A 15,324-nucleotide genomic window follows, 5' to 3' on the forward strand; every position below is an offset into this window, starting at 1 on the left:
TACAAAGAAGCCCGCGGCGCTTGCCACGGGCTTCTTTGGATACGCTGCTTTTATTTAGCGTGCGTAGAATTCGACGACGAGCTGCTCTTCGCAGGTTACGGGAACCTCGGAGCGCTTCGGGCGGCGAACCAGGCGTGCCTGCAGGGCGTCAAGCTTGACGTCCAGGTAGGCCGGAACCTGGGGCAGGACGTCGCGGTGAGCGCCGGCTGCTGCAACCTGGAACGGAGGCATGGTTTCGCTGCGGCTGTGGACGTGGACCAGCTGGCCCTCGCCGACGCGGAAGGACGGGCGGTCAACGCGGATTCCGTCAACCAGGATGTGGCGGTGCACAACCAGCTGGCGGGCCTGGGCGATGGTGCGGGCGAAACCGGCACGCAGCACGAGGGCGTCGAGACGCATTTCGAGCAGTTCGATCAGGTTTTCACCGGTCAGGCCCTTGGTGCGACGTGCTTCTTCGAAGGCACGGGTCATCTGGGCTTCGCGGATGCCGTACTGGGCGCGCAGACGCTGCTTTTCGCGCAGACGTACGGCGTAGTCGGAGTCCTGCTTCTTGCGGGCACGGCCATGCTCACCGGGGCCGTACGGGCGGCGCTCCATGTACTTGGCGGCCTTGGGGGTCAGAGCAATGCCGAGTGCACGCGAAAGGCGTGCGGTACGGCGAGCACGAGTGTTGTTAGCCACTTGTGTCCTTCCAATATCTGCGGTGTGTCAGTGTTACTGGCCTCCACGATGGAGAGCATCGGCCAACCGCTGCCTTTTGCTACTGGGCACCGGCCGACAGCCCACCAAAAACATCAAGACAGCATGAAATGCTGAATAATCAGTGGATTGTGCGTCCGTGCCTTGCCAGACAACGAACTATCCTACCATGATGCGGCCGGCCGCCCCGGCCGCCTGCTGTCCGGGCCGCCTTCAGGTCCGCGCGTGGCCGCCGTGGCTGGCCCGGCCGAAGGAAGCGGCGCCCAGGAACTCGACGGCGATGAACGGCTCGCTACCCACCACCCACTCATCATGCCCGGGAGGCAGGGTGTACGTGTCGTTGGCGCGGATGACGGAACGGACGCCGTCGGAGGTTTCCACTTCCAACACTCCGGAAACGCAGAAGCCGAGGTGGTTGTGCTGGCAGAAGTCGGTCTTCTCGAAGGGCTTGATGCTTTCGGACCACCGCCAGCCGGGAGCAAGGATCAGCCGGGCCACCGAATAGTCATTGACGGTGACGAGGTCGAACTCCGCTTTGTCGGGGCAACGCTTTTTGTCCGGGACATCGAAGGACTTCACGGACATTGCTGTGACGAAATTTACGGACATGTGACACGACCTGGGAGATGGGAGGGGGCGCATGAGGGTTGTGCCAAGGCGATTCCGTGCCGGCCGCCGACTTGGGGCCTGGGTGTATGAACAACCGGCATGTGTGCTGATGTCCCCCTCAAGACACGCACGTACAACAGATCCATGCTGACGTAATTCAACGTTAGCCCTCCGCCGCCGGAAGTCAACGGCACATTGTCCCGGCCTGTCCGGACAGGCCGCTCAGCCGCCGCGGATGATCTTCCGGAGCCGCTCCAGCCGGGTGGAAATATCGCGTTCGGCGCCGTTGGCCGTGGGCTGGTAATAGTCCCGGCCAACCAGGTCGTCCGGCGGGTATTGCTGGGTGGCAACCCCGTGCGGGGCGTCGTGCGCGTATTTGTAGCCCTGCCCGTGACCGAGCTGTTTGGATCCGGGGTAGTGCGCGTCCCGCAGGTGGGCGGGGATGCCGTTGCCCAGGCCGGCGCGGACATCGGCGGTGGCTTTATTGATGCCCATGTAGGCGGCGTTGGACTTCGGGGCCGTTGCCAGGTGGACCACGGCCTCAGCCAGCACGATCCGCCCCTCGGGCATGCCGATGAGCTGCACGGCCTGCGCCGCCGCGACGGCGGTCTGCAGGGCCGTGGGGTCCGCCATCCCGACGTCCTCCGCGGCCGAGATCACGATGCGCCGGGCGATGAACCGGGGGTCCTCCCCTGCTTCCAGCATGCGGGCCAGGTAGTGGAGTGCGGCGTCCACGTCGGAACCGCGGATCGATTTGATGAAGGCGCTGGCGACATCGTAGTGCTGGTCCCCTGCGCGGTCGTACCTGACCGCGGCAACATCCAGGGCGCGCTCGGTGTGCCGCAGTTCCACCGTGACGGGACCGTCGTCGGCGTCGTCGGCATCACCAAAGGCCACTCCGGCGGCCGCTTCCAGCGCCGTCAGCGCACGGCGCGCGTCGCCACCGGACAGCCTGACCAGGTGGGCCAATGCCTCCTCGCTAAGCGTCACCGTCCCGTTAAGCCCGCGGGAATCAGCCACGGCCCGCTGGACCAGTCCCTCGATGTCGGCATCTGTCAGGGGGCGGAGCGTCAGCAGCAGCGAGCGGGACAACAGCGGTGACACCACCGAGAAGGACGGATTCTCTGTGGTTGCGGCCACGAGCACCACCCAGCGGTTTTCGACCCCCGGCAGCAGCGCGTCCTGCTGGGCTTTGTTGAATCGGTGGATTTCGTCGAGGAAGAGCACAGTGGTGGTTTTGTACAGGTCCCGCGCCGTGAGGGCTTCGTCCATGACCCGGCGAACATCCTTCACGCCGGCGGTGATGGCGGAGAGTTCGACGAACTTCCGCCCCGGCCCCTTGGCGATCACGTGCGCCAGAGTGGTCTTGCCGGTGCCCGGAGGGCCCCACAGGATGAGCGACGTCGGGCCGGCCGGGCCCGCCGAATCGGCACCGGCGCCGGCGGCCAGTTGGCGCAGCGGGGACCCCTGCCCCAGCAGGTGCTGCTGGCCTACCACGTCATCCAGGGTGCGGGGACGCATCCTGACCGCGAGCGGGCTCCGGGGCTGCGTCCGGCCGGCGGCCGGCCCGGAAACTGCCGACCCGGACGGCGTCACCGTCCCGCCGTCGTCGTCGTTGTCCGGCCCTTGGCCAAAGAGATCATCCACATAGATAGGCTACTTCTAGTTCAGGACGCCCCTAGCAACGGAGAACCACGCGATGCCTACCCCAGAGTCCCGTGTGGCGTTCGTCTCCGGTGAACGGCTGCCGGGGTGGGTGGAGCGGTTTGCCGCAAGTCACGGCCCCCTGGTGGAGGAAGAGCTCGACGGCGGCCTGCAGCTGTCCGCTGCGGACGGTGCCGTGGCGCTGTTGCAGCCGCCGTGGCCGGCGGACGGCCGGCCCGGCCGTGGCGGGGACGCCGTGGCGCGGATTGCTTCGCTGGCGGCGCAGTCCCGGACGCTCGGGCTGGTGCTTGTCCGCCGGGGCGGGTACTCAGTGGCGGTGGTCCGTGACGGCGCAGCCCTGGCCTCGAAGACCGGCACCCGCCACATCCAGTCGAAGACTGCTGCAGGCGGCGGGTCCCAGCAGCGGTTCGCCCGGCGCCGCACCAACCAGGCGGACGCCTTGGTGGAGGCGGTCGCCGGGCACGCCGACCGGATCTTCGCGGAGCACCGGATCGAATATCTGGCGCCGGGCGGCGACCGCGCCCTGGCCGGGCAGGTCCTCGCGGAACCCGTGCTGAAACGCTACGCGGCGCTGTCCAGGCTGCCGTTCCTGGACGTCCCGGACCCGCGCGCTTCTGTGGTGAAGCAGGCTGCGGCCGCCGCGTGCTCGGTCCGGATCCTGGTGACCGACCCGCCGGCTTAGCACCGCATACTCGTTGGCCACTCAAGCAACAGGGGTCTCAGCAGCCTACTCACGTAGATAATGCTCCCTTCGAGTGCATGCCCGAAAAGAACAAGTAGTCACCACTCGTTTCTGCCTTTCATTCCCAAAGTTAGACTCGCTCATCAATTCATCTCGGGTCTGGAATAACTGCGGGGGTAGATCAGTGGATGCCTTTTTGGAATTATTACTGCACGTTCCGCGTAAACTGCGCCGGACTGCTTTTATATTGCTCCCAAAAAGTTTGATAATGGTGGCGGGTGCGGGGCGATGAAGAATTCACCTCGAAAAACCACCATCATTGCCGCGACGCTGACCCTCCTCTTTACCGTGAACTGTTTCGCCGGCGACCCACTGGTCGCGTCTGCGGCCGAACCCGTCAATCTTGTCAAGAATCCTTCCGTTGAGGCAGGCACCGGGTATCCCACCTGCTTCAAGGCCTCCGGCTGGGGCACCCCTGGAAAGTGGTCCTTCGCCGAGGGCCGCAATGGCGGCCGGTCCTATGCGGTGACGATCTCCGGTTATACGCAAGGGGATCGAAAACTACTTCAGACGGAGAGCGCGGATTGCGCCCCGGCGGTCACGCCGGGACAGAGCTACGAGATGGGCATCTGGTACAAGTCCACCGCACCGGTTTCTCTCACGATTTTCCGGCACACAGCCCAGGGCTGGAGCTACTGGGGTGATGTCGAACGGCAGGCACCGGCCGTCGGCTGGACGCTTGCCGCGGCGGTGACGCCGGTAATTCCGGAAGGTACCGACCAGGTTGCCTTTGGCCTTTCGCTCGCGGCCAACGGAACCCTGGTCACCGACGACTATTCCCTCATGCAAAGTGCGGGCACCGGCCCAGTGGGTAACACTGGAGAACTGATTGTTAATGGCAATTTGGCTGCCGGGGCACAATTGCCAACGTGCTTTAGCATCGGCGGTTGGGGGAACCGCCAGCTCACCTCTTCACTTTCCACTGACGTCCCCGTGAATTCACCAGCAGGCACGCGGTCGCAAGATCTGACAATTTCGTCCTATGTTTCCGGCGACGCTAAACTCATTCAATCGGAACAGGCTGGCTGCGCACCCGCGGTAGTGCCCGGAGCCCAGTACGACCTCGAGGTCGACTACAAGACAAATGCCGTTCCCGGCACAAACCTGACTGTCTTCGCTCACCATGCCACCGGGTGGCAATACTGGACCGACTTGAAGACCCTGCCGGCCAGCACGGCCTGGACGACTGCCCAGGCACGGACTCCAGTGATACCCCAAGGCGTTGACCGGATCTCCTTTGGCTTGTCCCTCAGTGCCAACGGGTCCCTCAAGACCACCAACTACTCAATGATGAAGTACGATCCTGCACCGCCGCCGGTTACCGGCGGACCGGACCTCGTCGGCTCCTGGGAGGTGCTGACCACCGAGCTTCCCATCCGTGCGATCCACTCGACTCTGCTTCACGACGGACGCCTGCTGCTCGTGGCGGGTTCGGGCAACGACGGGGCAGCCTTCACCGCGGGTTCGTTCAAGGCCGTGGTCTGGACACCCGGCACCAACACCTTCCAAGACGTCCCCATCCCCTACGACATGTTCTGCGCCGGTCATGTCACCCTGCCTGACGGCAAGGTCCTGCTCGCCGGCGGCACCGAAGCCTTCCCCGCCAACACTGACGGGCCCACCGCCTTCAAGGGCGCGAAAAAGAGCTACTACTTCGATCCCGCCGATAACCAATTTCACCAGATCGGTGACATGACCGGCGCCCACTGGTACCCGTCGCTCACCAAGCTCGGCAACGGGGACGTCTGGTCGGCCGGCGGCATTGACGAGCAGGCCCAGGGAACTGTCCTCACGGAGATGTTCGATACCTCGGCCATGGACTGGCTGCCGCAAAACCAGGTGCCGCAGACCTGGAGCTACTGGGGCACCTACCCGCACATGTTCCTGCTCGACGACGGCAAGATGTTTTACACCGGCGGACATACCTTCGGAAACGGCCTCCCCGGCACAGGAGCCCGGGTGTACGACTGGACTACGGCCAGGATGTGGGACGTTCCCGGGCTTCGGCAAAAAGACATGAGGGACCAGGCAGGTTCCGTCTTTATCGGGCCTGCCCAAGACCAGAAGCTGATGATCGTGGGCGGCGGAAATACCGACGGAAACACTCCAAGCATCAACCTCGTGGACATCATCGACTTCAAGCAGGCGGCCCCCGCTTATGTACCCGGCCCGGATCTCCCCGGCCCCGGCAAGACCTACGTCAACCTCGTCAACCTTCCGGACCGAACGGTCCTGGCAGCGAACGGCGCACAGCTGAACCGTGCAGGAAATGTCCAAACCGCCTCTCTCTACAACCCCGCGACCAACTCGTGGAAGGAGATCGGGGCCGACCCGGTGGGACGCAACTACCACTCGACGTCGATCCTGTTGCCCGACGGCAAGGTGGCCATCATGGGGTCGAATCCGCTGGATAACTCCTTTGAACTGCGGATCTCCGTGTACAGCCCGCCCTACATGTTCAAGGGAATCCGCCCTACGGTCACTGCCATTCCTGGATCAGCAAGTTACGGGCAGACCATCGAGCTGGGGGTCACGGGAAACGTGGCATCAGCTTCCCTCATGTCGCCGATGTCCGCGACCCACCAGACGGACACCAACGCACGGCTCGTCGACCTTCCCATTGCGGGAACGGGCGGCAGCCGCACGGCCCAAATACCGAACAACCCGAATCTCCTTCCGCCGGGGCCCTACATGCTCTCAGTCCTCGACACTAACGGCGTCCCGAGCATCTCCAAGTGGGTGTGGATCTCATGACGACTCTCAAGAAATCAAACCGCGCCAGGCACTGGACCGCTGTGCTTGCCACTTCCGGCCTCGCCGTGGCGGCAGCAGTGACATGGGGCGGCATTTCGGCCGTCTCAACCGTGGCAACGGTTGATGCCGCCACGCACCGGACGGCGGCCCCGGTGCTGCCCGTTCCGGAACCGGCAGCAGTCTCCGGTACCACGGCCGGGTCGCCACACCACGGCCCCACCGCGGCGCCACTCGGCGGACAACCGCAAGAACTGCCGAAGCCTGCCGGGAACGACAGCCCGGCGGCGGCCCGCGCGGACGAAGCCACTGGAATCGGCAGCAGGGCAGAGGTGTCACTGAATGAGGCGGCAAACGCGGAAGTCGGTCCGGCAGCAGGAGCCAGTCGCGATGCCAGGGACCGTTCCTCCGGCCTCGCGGAGCAGGCGGCCGTGGACCCGGCAGCGGTGCTGGGGTCCCGGGAAGTTTCCCTTGGCGGCTGCCTGCCCCAGTACGGCGAGGACGGCCAGTGCCTGCCCGCGGTTCCGCCGAGCCAAAGCCAGCACCTCCAGGATATGAAAAACGCCGGCCTGGATCCCGGTTCAATGGCGCACGACTGGAACTGCGCCGAAGTCCGCGAATACTTCCCGAATGGCATCGCCGTCCGGCAGGTAAGCGTCGACCCCCAGAAGCTGGACCCGAACGACGACGGGATGGCCTGCGGCCCCGCCGACTGACCACCAGCGCTAAACCCCGCGCTGACCGCCTGAACTTCATCCCACGATCCATTCCGAGCCCGCCACCTTTCATTGGAGCTACCCCATGCCTGTTTCCGTGCTGGCCAGCGCCCTGGTCGTCCTGATTGCTTTGGCTCTGTTCGCCATTGCGTTGTCCACCCTGTACCTCAACACGTATGCGTGGTGGGATCCCAAGACCCAAATCCGCACGTCCTACTCTGGCCTGCAGGAGTCGGAAGCGTGCTCTTTCTCCCTGATCATGCCCTGCAGGAACGAGCGTGAGGACGTGATGCGGGCAACCCTTTCAGCGCTACTGGGTCAGACGCATTCCCGTAAGGAAGTGATCATCTCGGTGGGTCATGACGACCCGGAGACCGTTCAGACGGCGCATGCGCTCGCCCGCGAATATCCGGACTTCGTCCGCGTCAGCGTGGACGTCAGCGAGACCAAGAACAAACCGCGGCAGCTCAACAAGGCGCTGTCCATGTGCCGCAACAGCGTGGTGGGTGTGTTCGATGCCGAATCGATAGCGGCGAAAGAGTTGCTCGCACACATCGACAGCGTCTTCGCAACGAAGAACGCAGACGTGGTCCAAGGGGCCGTCCAACTCATCAACTACCGTGACACCTGGTACTCACTGCGTAACTGCCTGGAGTACTTCACCTGGTTCAGGTCCCGGTTGCATGCCCACTCGCGGCAGGGGTTCATACCCTTGGGCGGAAACACGGTGTTCATTAAACGTGAGCTCCTCGACGAAGTCCGCGGCTGGGACGGGAACTGCCTTGCCGAGGACTGCGACCTGGGTGTCCGACTGTCCACCCTCGGGCGGAAGATCATCGTTGCCTACTCCCCCGAACTGGTCACCCGCGAAGAAACTCCGGACACCCTGAAGGCCCTGGTGCGCCAGCGGACCCGCTGGTCGCTGGGCTTTATGCAGGTCTTCGCCAAAGGCGACTGGAAGAACCTGCCCACCCGAAAGATGCGTGCCATTGCCTGGTGGACCCTGATGCAACAGCACTTCATGGCCTTCGCCGGCGTCTGCATTCCCGTGGCAATCTTCGCAGCCGTGTGGGGCGGGTTCCCGCTCGTTGTCACGCTCGTGGCTTTCCTTCCCCTGGTCCCAACCCTGGCGACCATTGCCTTCGACATCTGCATGCTCCAGGAATTCGGCCGGGACCATAAGTTCACCATCACCTGGTACGACTACTTGCGCCTGATTGTTGGCACTCCCCTTTACCAGCTGGTGCTTGCCTTTTCCGCCCTGCGCGCACTGATCAAGTTCATCCGCCGCGACTTCGGCTGGGAAAAGACCGACCATTCCGGCGCGCATCTTTCCTACCTCGAACCCGCAGTGACCGCAGCTGTCCGTCCCTAGATTCGGCACTGTCCGTCAGTGCATCAAGCCAGACTAAGAAGGAAGAAATCATGGCAGTTGCGGAGCTCGAACCGTCCGTCATAGAACGCAAGACCAGCGGTTCACCCCAGCACCGGGGCCCGGGACCCGATGCACCGTTCTCGCTGACGCAGCTTTCCTTCTGGGACCGCGTCACGCTGTGTCTGCTAACTGCAATGGCAGCTGTTCTCAGTCTGTGGAACCTGACCGGCGCTCCCAGCTACCAGGACGACGAGGGGACATATACAGCCCAGGCCTTTGCCGTTCATTCCGGAAGTCTGGCCCCGTACACGTACTGGTACGACCACCCTCCGCTCGGGTGGATACAGATCGCGGCCATTAATTGGCTTCCGACATTGCTGGGCCTCGGCGACGGGACCGCGATCGGTGCAACGCGCTACGTCATCGCTGCATACTTCGTTGCCAGCGCTGTCCTGCTCTACATGGTCGCCAGGCGCATGAAGGTCCGCGTTCCATTTGCCGCCCTGACCACCGTGATTTTTATCCTTTCTCCGCTCTCCCTAGTCCTTGGACGGCAGATCTACCTCGACAACATTGGGGTCCCTTGGCTGTTGCTGGCCTTCTACCTTGCCCTGTCATCCCGCGACGCCCTGTGGCACCACGTGTGCGCGGGCATCTGCTTCGCCGTCGCAGTCCTTTCCAAAGAGACCCTCGCGATTTTCGGACCGGCGCTGCTGATTGCGCTCATGTACCGTCCCCGCTGGAGCAACCGTTCGTTCTCCGTGGTTGGATTCCTCACGGTAGGAGGGCTGATACTCGCCTTCTACCCCCTGTCGGCGCTGCTGCGGAACGAGCTCTTCTCAGGACAGGGCCATGTTTCCCTCCAAGACGCCCTGACGTACCAGTTCCTGGAGCGCTCAGGGTCGGGAACGATTTTCGAAGCCGGTTCCAGCCGTGCGGAACTGTTGGCAGGCTGGCTCTATTTCGACAAATACCTCATTGCAGCCGGTCTCGCCGCAGCCGTCCTCTGCCTGCTGAGAAAACAGTCGCGGGTGTTAACGGTGGCCATCTTTTCTTTCGCCATCCCGATAATCGTGGGCCAAGGTTACCTGCCGGCGATGTACATCATAGGAGTAATCCCCTTCCTTGCCTTAGCGCTCGGCACCGGCGTCGACATTGCGTGGTCCTGGCTGGAGAAGCTCGGCGGGGCCCGACCGGACCTTACGCGACGACTGCGGGCAGTATTTGTGGCGGTCCTTTGCTCCGCTCTGGTCCTCATGTCCGTGCCGCAATGGTTCGAACAGGACAGGGACCTGCTGACGGCCGAAAATAACGCCAACTGGCGGCAGACCCTCTCCTGGGTTCAGGACAACATCTCCCGCGAGGACGTCGTCCTGGCCCCCTACTCCATGTGGTACGACCTCAATTCCAGCGGGTGGAACGATTCCTGGACCATGATCGCCACGGAGAAACCTGACCTTGACAAACAATTTGAAACAGCCCACCCCGACGGCTGGCAGGAGATCGACTGGATCATCGTCGGACCGTCTGTATCGGCCAACATCGACAGTCTGGGCCTGAGCCGGGCAGCTTCCGCCCTGAGCCACTCCACGCCTGTCCGGACGTTTGGCGAGTGGACTATCCGCCGCGTGGAAGTTCCCGTCCCACCGCGAACCAACGAGCGATAGGAACAGCTGCAGTGAGACTTTCGGTGATCGTACCTACCGCCAATGAAGCACCCAACATCGAGCAGCTCGTCAACCGTGTGGCGGGGGCCTGCAAGGACCTGGATGCCGAAATCATTTTTGTTGATGATTCCTCCGACAACACGCCTGAGGTCATTTGCCGTGCCGCAACGGCTGCGTCGCTCCCGGTCCGCTTGATCCACCGGGCAGAGCCCAATGGCACTTTGAGCGGCGCCGTCGTCGGGGGGCTGCAGTCCAGCTCAGCGGACTACTGCCTTGTCATGGCCGGTGATCTCCAGCACCCGCCTGAGATGATCCCGGTCCTGCTTGCGGAGCTCGAAGGCAGCGGCAATGACGTCGCCCTGGCCTCCCGGTATTGCGGTCCGGGAAGTAGCGCCTACGGGCTCGCCAACCTTTACCGGCGGATAGTCTCCGGCAGTGCATCGCTGCTGACACGATGTCTGTTCCCGTCGAAACTGGGCGACTGCTCCGACCCTTTGACCGGTTTCTTCGCGCTGCGCCGCTCGACCGTGGATTATGACCGGCTCCGCCCAGGTGGATTCAAAATCCTTCTTGAGATTCTGGGAAGGCATCGCCTGGCTATCTCGGAAGTTCCCTTCATCTTCGAAAAGCGCGCGGCCGGAACTTCCAAGGCAGGCGTCCGCGCGGGCATGGGCTTCCTCCATCAGCTCTTGCATCTCCGCGTCGGCCGGGCCGGGCTTTTCGCAGGCGTCGGCGCAGTCGGCGCCGTCCTCAACCTCCTGATTATGGGCCTTCTGCTGGCTGCAGGGTCACACTACGTTTTAGCGGCCATTGTCGCTGCGGAACTAACCATCGTTTCGAACTTCCTGATGCAGGAACGACTGGTTTTCGGCGCAACGCTGCACACAGCGAATTCGCGGACGACCCGTTTCCTGTACTCCTTCGGGTTCAATAACGCCGAGGCACTGCTCCGGCTGCCCATCCTGATGTTCGCCGTCGAAACGCATATGATCAACAGCGTCATTGCCCAGGGAATTACTCTTCTGGCCGCGTTCACCTTGAGGTATCTCTACCACTCCAAGGTCGTCTACCGGTCAAGGCAGGCTACACCGGCCGCGGCCACCGCGCTGGGCAGCCGTCGCGAGCCTTTGGTGCCCCGGGCGCAGGGCGACCCTGTCGTGTAAGGAATCCGGCCACGACTGATACCATTTCGACGGTTCCGTGCCCATTCGACCTTGCTGCGACAACAGCTTAAACACCGGCCGGACATCCAGTGCGCAGGGAACCGTCGAACCGGGCGTGCTAGTCCTCGGGTGCCAGGGTGACGGTTACTCCGTTGAGTTCCCGGCTGAAGTCGAGCTGGCAGGAGAGCCTGGAACCGCACTCCTGGTAGCCCTCCGCTTCGACGAGCAGTTCCAGTTCGTCCTCGCTGCGTTCACCCAGCGTGTCGAAGACCTCCTTGTCGAGGAAGACGTGGCACGTCGCGCACGAGGCGGTGCCGCCACAGGAGGCCAGGACGGGCAGGTCGTTGTCACGGAGGGCCTCCATCATCGTCTGGTCCGGCTCCCATTCAAGGCGGTGGGTGGAGCCTTCGCGGTCGATTACGGTGAGTTCGTTGTTGCTCATGCTGGTGGTTCCTTTAGATTCGGGCCGGTGCAAGGTCGGCGTGTGCGGGAGCGGGGTCGTCGAGAATGGTGTCCGCAAGGGGGACGCCGGGGTCCGCCGCGAGCCCTGGGTCTATCAGGGCTCCCTGGGCGATCAGTTTCCGGGCCGGCCGGAAGTCGGCGAGGCCTGCGACGGTGTCCACCGCGGCGAGGCGCCCGTCCCGGGCATAGATCACGGAGAAACTGCCGCCGGCGGGATCGCCCCGCACGATCACGTCGTCTTCCGGACGGCGCACCCCGGCAGTTTGCAGCCGGACGCCGTGCTGGACGGTCCAGAACCAGGGGATTTCCGGCGCTGCTGCCGGCTGGCCGGTGATGTGGGCGGCGACCCGGTCTGCTTGCGCCTGGGCGTTCTGGATGCATTCCAGGCGCTGGCTTGCGCCGTCAATCGGGCTGGTGAACCGGGTGACGTCACCGGTGGCGTAGATCGCCGCATCGGACGTCAGGCAGTCTTCATCCACGAGGATGCCGTCCCGGCACTCGAGACCGGCTTCCGCGGCGAGTTCCTGGTTGGGGATGACGCCGATCCCGGCCAGTACGACGTCGGCGTGGAACACGGCGCCGTCGGCCGTGACCACGCGTTCGGCGCGCTGGCCGCCTTCAATTTCCGTCACCGCTGCGCCGAAGACGAACCGGACACCGTGCCGCTCGTGGAGTTTTTCGAAGTGCCGCGATACCGGCACTGAGGTGACGCGGCTCATCACCCGGTCCTGGAACTCCAGTACCGTGACGTTGCAGCCCTTCGCGGCCGCCGCGGCGGCTACTTCCAGGCCGATGTATCCGGCACCGATGATGGCAACCCGTGTTCCGGCCACCAGGAGCCGCTTGAGCTCCAGGGCGTCGTCCCGCGTTCTCAGCGCCTGCACCCCGGGAAGGCGGGCGCCGGGCACCGTGAGGGGGCGGGCCCGGGAACCCGTAGCGAGGACGAGCCGGTGGTAGGCGTGGCGGCTGCCGTCGGACAGGAGAACTGTCCGGCCCTGCCGGTCAACCGATTCGACGGCGGCGCCGGCAACACGCTGGATGCGCTTGTCCTGGTAGAACTTCTCCTTCCGCAGCACGGCGGACTCGTCGGGCGCGCCGGCCTTCAGGAGTTCCTTGGACAGCGGGGGCCGTTCGTAGGGTGTCTCTTTCTCCGCGTCGAGCAGCAGGATGCCGCCTTTCCAGCCCCGGGCCCGGAGCCCGGCGGCCACTGCGACACCGGAATGGCCGGCCCCCACGATCACCACCGGCGCGGTGGCCGCAGATGCGAAATGGGCCATGTGGTCCTGGATCGCTGTCTGCTCACGCATTGGACTCCTCCAACAGGACGTGGAGGTGTTCAGGACCCGAGTTGGTCAGATTGTTGCCCCGTACGTATTCAATGGGCTTCTCCGGGTCCAATGCCAGGGATCCCAGCCTTTCGGCGAGGAGCTTCACGGTCACCAGGACCTCAAGCCGTGCAAGGGGCGCGCCGAGGCAACTATGGACGCCGTGGCCGAAGCCGAGATGGCCGTCGGTGCTGCGGTCCATATCGAAGCGCTCGCCGTCGGGGTATTTGTTGCTGTCCCGGTTAGCTGCGGCAGGCAGCAGCCGGACGATGGCGCCTGCCGGAATCGTCACCCCGGCAACCTGTACTTCTTCCGTGGTGATCCGGCTGGCCCGCTGCACCGTGCCGCGGTAGCGGGCAAGTTCTTCGACAAAGAGGTTCGCATCCTCCGGATTCCTGCGGATCCGTTCCAGCAGTCCGGGCTGCTCGCTGAAGACGCGGAATGCATTGGCCAACAGGATGGTGGTGGTGTCGTGCCCGGCGACGAAAACAAAGGCGCAGAGTTCCTTGGCTTCCTTCTCGCTGAGCAGGCCGTCCTTCCACATCCGGGCAATGTGGCCGCCCACGGAATCGCTGTCCTCCCGGTAAAGGCGCTCCATGGTGTCCTTCAGATACGCGAAGAACTCGAAGGTGCTTTGTTCGTCGGTGCCCGTGCCCTGCGCGTTGCGGGCAAGCCGGCCGAAGTAGCTGAACGTCTCGTCGGACCAGAACTTCATCTTCTCGAAATCCTCGGCCGGTACATCGAGGAGGGCGCTGATGGTGGACATGCTGAGCGGAATGGCGTAGTCGTCCACGGCATCGCCGCCGCCGGCTGCGAGCATCGGAGCCAGGTACTTTTCGGCGTTTTCGCGGACGCGGTCCTCGAAGCGGGCAATGGCCTTCGGGATGAAGGCCTGCGCCACCACCTGGCGCAGCCGGGTGTGGTTGGGGGCGTCAAAGAGGGTCAGGAAGGTCAGCGGGACCGGGTCCACCACCTGGGAGGAGAAGACCTTCGGGGCACGCATTGCCTTGCGGACATCGTCATAGCGGGAAATGAACCACACATCCGATACGGGCGAGTGGGCACGGAGCACAGGGGCGTTGTCCCGCATCCATTCATAGTGGGCGTACGGGTCACCCTGGGTCCCGTCATCGACCACCTTGAACGGGGCCATGCCCTCAGGCCAGCTCAGTTCGTGCGAATAGGGAGGCAGTTCCGAAGCCTCGGCATGCCGGCTTCCGAACGTATGGGTTGCTGAAATCTCTGTCATGGCGGAAGACATCGTTGTCCTTCTTTCGGAGTTTTCGGACGTGATTTACGTCTCAACCCAACAATGCCGACCGCTTCCCCGCCGGCCCCATAGGACTTCCGTTCATCGGATGTGAAAGACCTGCGAAGGCTAGCGCCGGGGCGGCCGGGCGGTCTTCAAGGCCCGCGAAATCCCGTGCGCGGCGGTCAGCAGCGCGGGCACGGTCAAGGGGACGGCGGCTTCCCGCCGCGGAACGATGGCATTGAGCGCGGCGGCGATGGCATTGTCAGGGCCGAAGACGGGCACAGCGATGCCGGTCCACTCCGTGACGCCAATGCCTGGCAAAGCCACATAGCCGCGCTGCCTGATTTCTGCCAGATGCTTCCGGATGAGCACCGGGTCGGTGATGGTCTCGGCGGTCACCGCCGCCAGGGGGCGGCTGAGCAGCTCGTCCTGGTCGGCAGGCGGCGAGAAGGCCAGCAGCACCAGCCCGGACGAGGCCGCGTGGATGGGCATCCGCTGGGCAATATGGGCCGCATCCAGGCTGGACTCAGGCGACGACAGGCGTTCCACGTAAAGCACGGTGCCGTGGTCAAGGACGGCCAGTGTGGTGTGCTGGTGCACGGCCGCCTGGACATCGCCCATGAAGGGAAGTGCCAGTTCACGAAGATTCAGCGCACGTGATCCCCGGGCGGCGAGTTCCCACATGCGCATGCCCGGACGCAGGTTCCCGTCCGGGAAGCGCTCAATCAGGCCGTGCAGTACCAGGTCATCCACGAGCCGGTGGACCGTGGTCAGGGGCAGGTCTGCGCGGCGGGCGAGGCCGGAGAGCGTCATGGCGGGCAGGTCCCGGTCGAACGCGCTCATGAGCCGCACGACGCGGCTGATGACCGATTCACCCGATGGTGAGTTTGCCATTGAC

At 64.1% G+C, this 15,324-nt stretch carries 13 protein-coding genes; 6 read left to right on the top strand and 7 right to left on the bottom strand.

The window, feature by feature from the left end; all coding sequences use genetic code 11:
* Positions 1 to 54 precede the first annotated feature (54 nt).
* The 3 genes from rpsD to TV39_RS11685 all read right to left on the bottom strand — a co-directional run bounded on the left by rpsD (position 55) and on the right by TV39_RS11685 (position 2,955).
* Positions 55 to 681, bottom strand: coding sequence for a 30S ribosomal protein S4 (rpsD, locus tag TV39_RS11675; protein WP_011692125.1), 627 nt, complete (start codon positions 679 to 681; stop codon positions 55 to 57).
* Between the two features lie 231 nt (positions 682 to 912).
* Entirely contained in the window at positions 913 to 1,308 is a 396-nt protein-coding gene (locus TV39_RS11680; protein ID WP_043481833.1) for a cupin domain-containing protein, read from the bottom strand.
* Between the two features lie 222 nt (positions 1,309 to 1,530).
* Positions 1,531 to 2,955 (bottom strand): replication-associated recombination protein A, encoded by a 1,425-nt coding sequence (locus TV39_RS11685; protein WP_043481836.1) that lies wholly within the window; start codon positions 2,953 to 2,955, stop codon positions 1,531 to 1,533.
* A 52-nt stretch (positions 2,956 to 3,007) separates the two neighbouring features.
* Between TV39_RS11685 and TV39_RS11690 the strand changes: the two genes are divergently transcribed.
* The 6 genes from TV39_RS11690 to TV39_RS11715 all read left to right on the top strand — a co-directional run bounded on the left by TV39_RS11690 (position 3,008) and on the right by TV39_RS11715 (position 11,387).
* Positions 3,008 to 3,655: an acVLRF1 family peptidyl-tRNA hydrolase gene (locus tag TV39_RS11690; RefSeq protein ID WP_043481838.1), complete on the top strand. Its 648-nt coding sequence runs from the start codon at positions 3,008 to 3,010 to the stop codon at positions 3,653 to 3,655.
* Positions 3,656 to 3,943: 288 nt separating this feature from the next.
* Entirely contained in the window at positions 3,944 to 6,469 is a 2,526-nt protein-coding gene (locus TV39_RS11695; RefSeq protein WP_082049684.1) for a galactose oxidase early set domain-containing protein, read from the top strand.
* Complete coding sequence (locus tag TV39_RS11700) at positions 6,466 to 7,182, top strand: hypothetical protein (RefSeq protein ID WP_144406394.1); 717 nt, start codon at positions 6,466 to 6,468, stop codon at positions 7,180 to 7,182. Before TV39_RS11695 ends, TV39_RS11700 begins: the two co-directional genes overlap by 4 nt.
* Positions 7,183 to 7,267: 85 nt before the next feature.
* Positions 7,268 to 8,557: a glycosyltransferase gene (locus TV39_RS11705; RefSeq protein ID WP_052500564.1), complete on the top strand. Its 1,290-nt coding sequence runs from the start codon at positions 7,268 to 7,270 to the stop codon at positions 8,555 to 8,557.
* A gap of 50 nt (positions 8,558 to 8,607) precedes the next feature.
* Positions 8,608 to 10,224 (top strand): ArnT family glycosyltransferase, encoded by a 1,617-nt coding sequence (locus TV39_RS11710; protein ID WP_043481845.1) that lies wholly within the window; start codon positions 8,608 to 8,610, stop codon positions 10,222 to 10,224.
* A gap of 11 nt (positions 10,225 to 10,235) precedes the next feature.
* Positions 10,236 to 11,387 (top strand): glycosyltransferase, encoded by a 1,152-nt coding sequence (locus tag TV39_RS11715; RefSeq protein WP_043481847.1) that lies wholly within the window; start codon positions 10,236 to 10,238, stop codon positions 11,385 to 11,387.
* Between the two features lie 118 nt (positions 11,388 to 11,505).
* Here TV39_RS11715 and TV39_RS11720 read toward each other — a convergent pair whose 3' ends face one another.
* The 4 genes from TV39_RS11720 to TV39_RS11735 form a co-directional block, all read right to left on the bottom strand.
* Complete coding sequence (locus TV39_RS11720) at positions 11,506 to 11,829, bottom strand: 2Fe-2S iron-sulfur cluster-binding protein (RefSeq protein ID WP_043481849.1); 324 nt, start codon at positions 11,827 to 11,829, stop codon at positions 11,506 to 11,508.
* A 13-nt stretch (positions 11,830 to 11,842) separates the two neighbouring features.
* The gene (locus TV39_RS11725) at positions 11,843 to 13,156 is read right to left on the bottom strand and encodes an NAD(P)/FAD-dependent oxidoreductase (RefSeq protein WP_052500565.1); all 1,314 of its coding nucleotides are present in this window, start codon (positions 13,154 to 13,156) and stop codon (positions 11,843 to 11,845) included.
* The gene (locus TV39_RS11730) at positions 13,149 to 14,423 is read right to left on the bottom strand and encodes a cytochrome P450 (protein ID WP_200891006.1); all 1,275 of its coding nucleotides are present in this window, start codon (positions 14,421 to 14,423) and stop codon (positions 13,149 to 13,151) included. The genes TV39_RS11725 and TV39_RS11730 overlap by 8 nt, the downstream gene beginning before the upstream one ends.
* 129 nt (positions 14,424 to 14,552) lie before the next feature.
* On the bottom strand, positions 14,553 to 15,320 hold the full coding sequence (locus TV39_RS11735) for an IclR family transcriptional regulator (protein WP_043481850.1): 768 nt from the start codon (positions 15,318 to 15,320) through the stop codon (positions 14,553 to 14,555).
* Positions 15,321 to 15,324: the final 4 nt, after the last annotated feature.

This window comes from Arthrobacter sp. SPG23, from assembly GCF_000876655.1.
In the GTDB taxonomy this organism is placed as follows: Bacteria; Actinomycetota; Actinomycetes; order Actinomycetales; family Micrococcaceae; genus Arthrobacter.